Raw genomic sequence first — 1373 nt, 5'->3', positions numbered from 1 at the left:
CGCAGTTCGGGCAGCTTGGCGCCGGGCACGCCGCGCTTGATGCCGATCAGGGCGTCCATCAGGCGCAGGCCCTCGAAGGCGTCGCGGGCGTAGCGGACCTCGCCGTCGTAGATCTCGTGCAGGTCCTGTTCGACGTAGGCGCGGGTGAGGGCGGCGCCGCCCAGGATGACGGGGTAGCCGGCGGCCAGCCCCCGCTGGTTGAGCTCCTCCAGGTTCTCCTTCATGATCACCGTGGACTTGACCAGGAGCCCGGACATGCCGATGACGTCGGCCCGGTGTTCGCCGGCGGCTTCCAGGATCGCGGAGACCGGCTGCTTGATACCGAGGTTGACCACCGTGTAGCCGTTGTTGGAGAGGATGATGTCGACGAGGTTCTTGCCGATGTCGTGGACGTCGCCGCGGACGGTGGCCAGCACGATGGTGCCCTTGCCGTCGTCGTCGGTCTTGTCCATGTGCGGTTCCAGATGGGCGACCGCGCTCTTCATGACCTCGGCGGACTGCAGCACGAACGGCAGCTGCATCTGACCGGAGCCGAACAGCTCACCGACGACCTTCATCCCGTCCAGCAGCGTCTCGTTGACGATCTCCAGGGCGGGGCGCTCCCGGAGGGCGTCGTCGAGGTCCTGTTCCAGGCCGTTCTTCTCACCGTCGATGATGCGGCGCTTGAGCCGCTCGTCCAGCGGGAGGGACGCCAGTTCCTCGGCCTTGCCCGCCTTCAGGGACTTGGCGGTGGCGCCCTCGAACAGCTGCATGAGCTTCTGCAGCGGGTCGTAGCCCTCGCGACGGCGGTCGTGGATCAGGTCCAGAGCCGTCTGGACCTCTTCCTCGCTGAACCGCGCGATCGGCAGGATCTTGCTGGCGTGCACGATCGCCGAGTCCAGGCCGGCCCTGACACACTCGTCCAGGAAGACGGAGTTCAGCAGGATGCGGGCGGCCGGGTTCAGGCCGAAGGAGATGTTCGACAGGCCCAGGGTGGTCTGCACGTCGGGGTGGCGCCGCTTGAGCTCACGGATGCCCTCGATGGTGGCGATACCGTCGCCGCGGGACTCCTCCTGGCCCGTGCAGATGGTGAAGGTCAGGCAGTCGACCAGGATGTCCGACTCGTGGATGCCCCAGTTGCCGGTGAGGTCCCCGATGAGCCGTTCGGCGATCTCGACCTTCTTCCCGGCGGTGCGGGCCTGGCCCTCCTCGTCGATGGTCAGCGCGATCAGCGCGGCACCGTGCTCCCGGGCCAGCTGCGTGACACGCGCGAACCGGGACTCCGGACCGGCACCGTCCTCGTAATTGACGGAGTTGATGACCGCGCGGCCACCGAGCTTCTCCAGTCCGGCACGGATGACGTCGACCTCGGTGGAATCCAGCACGACCGGCAG

Annotated in this window: 1 protein-coding gene; it reads right to left on the bottom strand. The window is 67.5% G+C overall.

Annotated features, from left to right (window positions below):
- The coding region (locus tag HZS56_RS37760) for a dihydropteroate synthase (protein WP_216725318.1) at positions 1–1373 on the bottom strand (1373 nt) is incomplete at both ends.

This window comes from Streptomyces mayonensis (assembly GCF_018982965.1).
In the GTDB taxonomy this organism is placed as follows: Bacteria; Actinomycetota; Actinomycetes; order Streptomycetales; family Streptomycetaceae; genus Streptomyces; species Streptomyces mayonensis.
Note: the sequence above shows the minus strand (reverse complement) of the source record. Positions and strands in the feature narration are given on the sequence as shown.